This is a genomic window from Oscillibacter sp. CU971 (assembly GCF_905219725.1).
Classification (GTDB): Bacteria; Bacillota; Clostridia; order Oscillospirales; family Oscillospiraceae; genus Oscillibacter.
This window is the reverse complement of the sequence record NZ_CAJMXG010000415.1, coordinates 1-1,891: the sequence shown is the minus strand read 5'-3', so window position 1 is coordinate 1,891 and position 1,891 is coordinate 1. Positions and strand designations below refer to the sequence as shown.

At 53.0% G+C, this 1,891-nt stretch carries 2 protein-coding genes; both read left to right on the top strand.

All coding sequences use genetic code 11. The annotated features are described in order from the left end of the window. The coding region (locus JX325_RS16030) for a hypothetical protein (protein ID WP_204792047.1) at window positions 1–193 on the top strand (193 nt) is incomplete at its 5' end. A gap of 332 nt (window positions 194–525) precedes the next feature. Then, on the top strand, window positions 526–1,891 hold a 1,366-nt coding region (locus JX325_RS16025; protein ID WP_374220652.1), incomplete at its 3' end, for a DUF5906 domain-containing protein.

Sequence of the window (1,891 nt, the reverse complement as noted above, 5' to 3'; positions counted from 1 at the left end):
GACCACCGAGAGGGCCCTGGCCAAGCTGGAAAAGACCATGCGCAGGCAGGTCAGGTCTAACCGGCGGCTCAAGCTCATTGCCATCACCGGCGTTGCTTACGCGCTCTGGGCGGAGACCGTCCGCCGGGAGCAGCAGGAGGAGATCGAACGCCTGAGCGGTGAGGTCGAGGAGTTGAAGCGCAAAGGAGAGTAACACATGCAATGTTAGATTTCGTAACGATTTCAACGCGTTCTACGAAGCGTGGCGTAATAGAAATCTATCCAAAGTTCATAGTCCGAACGAGCAACGACCTCATGATCCGGGGCGGCGATTTCTACGCTATCTGGGTTGATGAACGCGGCTTATGGTCTACCAATGAGGAGGACGCTCTTCAGCTCATAGACCGCGAACTGGATAGATACGCGGAGGAACATCGCCACGGTTTCGATGCGAATATTCACATCCTACATCTGTGGGACGCCGAGTCGGGCATGATCGACGCATGGCATAAGTATTGCCAGAAGCAAATGTGGGACTCTTTCCATATGCTCGACGAAAAATTGATATTCTCCAACAGCAACGCTGGCAAGAAGGACTACGCCAGCAAAAAACTGCCCTATCCGCTTGAACCAGGAAGCACGACAGCCTATGACAAGCTGATGTCCACTCTCTACGAACCGGAGGAGCGTCACAAGATTGAGTGGGCTATTGGCTCCGTTGTCTGCGGTGAGTCCAAGAAGCTCCAGAAGTTCATGGTGCTGTATGGCGAGGCCGGTACGGGTAAGTCTACGGTGCTCAACATCATCCAGAAACTCTTTGAGGGCTACTACAAGACCTTTGAGTCGAAGGCGCTTGGGTCGGCCAGTAATGTATTTGCGTTGGAAGCGTTTCGCTCGAACCCGCTGGTAGCCATTGAGCATGACGGAAAACTGTCTCGCATTGAGGACAATACCCGTCTGAACAGTCTGGTTTCCCACGAGGAGATGACGGTGAATGAGAAGTTCAAGTCTGTCTACACCAACAGCTTCAAGTGCTTTCTGTTCATCGGCACAAATGAGCCCGTCAAGATTACGGACGCCAAATCGGGCTTGATCCGAAGGCTCATCGACGTCTCCCCATCGGGAAACAAACTGCCAGCTGCGGAATACCGGGCAATCGTGAAGCAGATCGACTTCGAGCTCAGCGCGATTGCCTACCACTGTCAGGAGGTCTATCAGGAAGACCCCGGCTACTATGACGATTACATCCCTATCGCCATGCTGGGGGCCTCCAACGACTTCTATAACTTTGTGGTGGACAGCTACCCGGTGTTCAAGCAGGAGGACGGCGTATCGCTGAAAGCAGCCTGGGAGATGTATAAAACCTACAATGAGGAGGCGAAGGTCACCTATCCACTGAGCAAGCGGGCGTTTAAGGAGGAACTGAAAAACTATTTCTGGACGTATGATGATCGCCCTACCCTTGACGACGGAGCCCGTATCCGCAATTACTACAGCGGGTTTCGGACGGAAAAGTTCGAGGATCGGCTTGTCAGTATCACGCCCGAGGAAAAGAAGCCAAAACTCATTCAGTTTGACGCCACAAAATCTATATTTGACCGGGAGTGTTCCGATTGCCTCGCGCAGTATGCCTCGGCCAATGAAACTCCGACCCAGAAGTGGGAAAAGGTCACGACTCAGCTCTCGCAGTTGGACACCAGTCGACTTCACTATGTCAAGCTGCCGGAAAACCACATCGTCATCGACTTTGATATTCCGGACGACCAGGGCAACAAGTCCTTTGAGCGGAATCTGGAAGAGGCGAGTAAGTGGCCGGCGACCTATGCCGAGGTGAGCAAGAGCGGCTGCGGCATTCACCTGCACTACATCTATACCGGCGATGTATTAATACTCAGCAGGGTCTATGCAGACC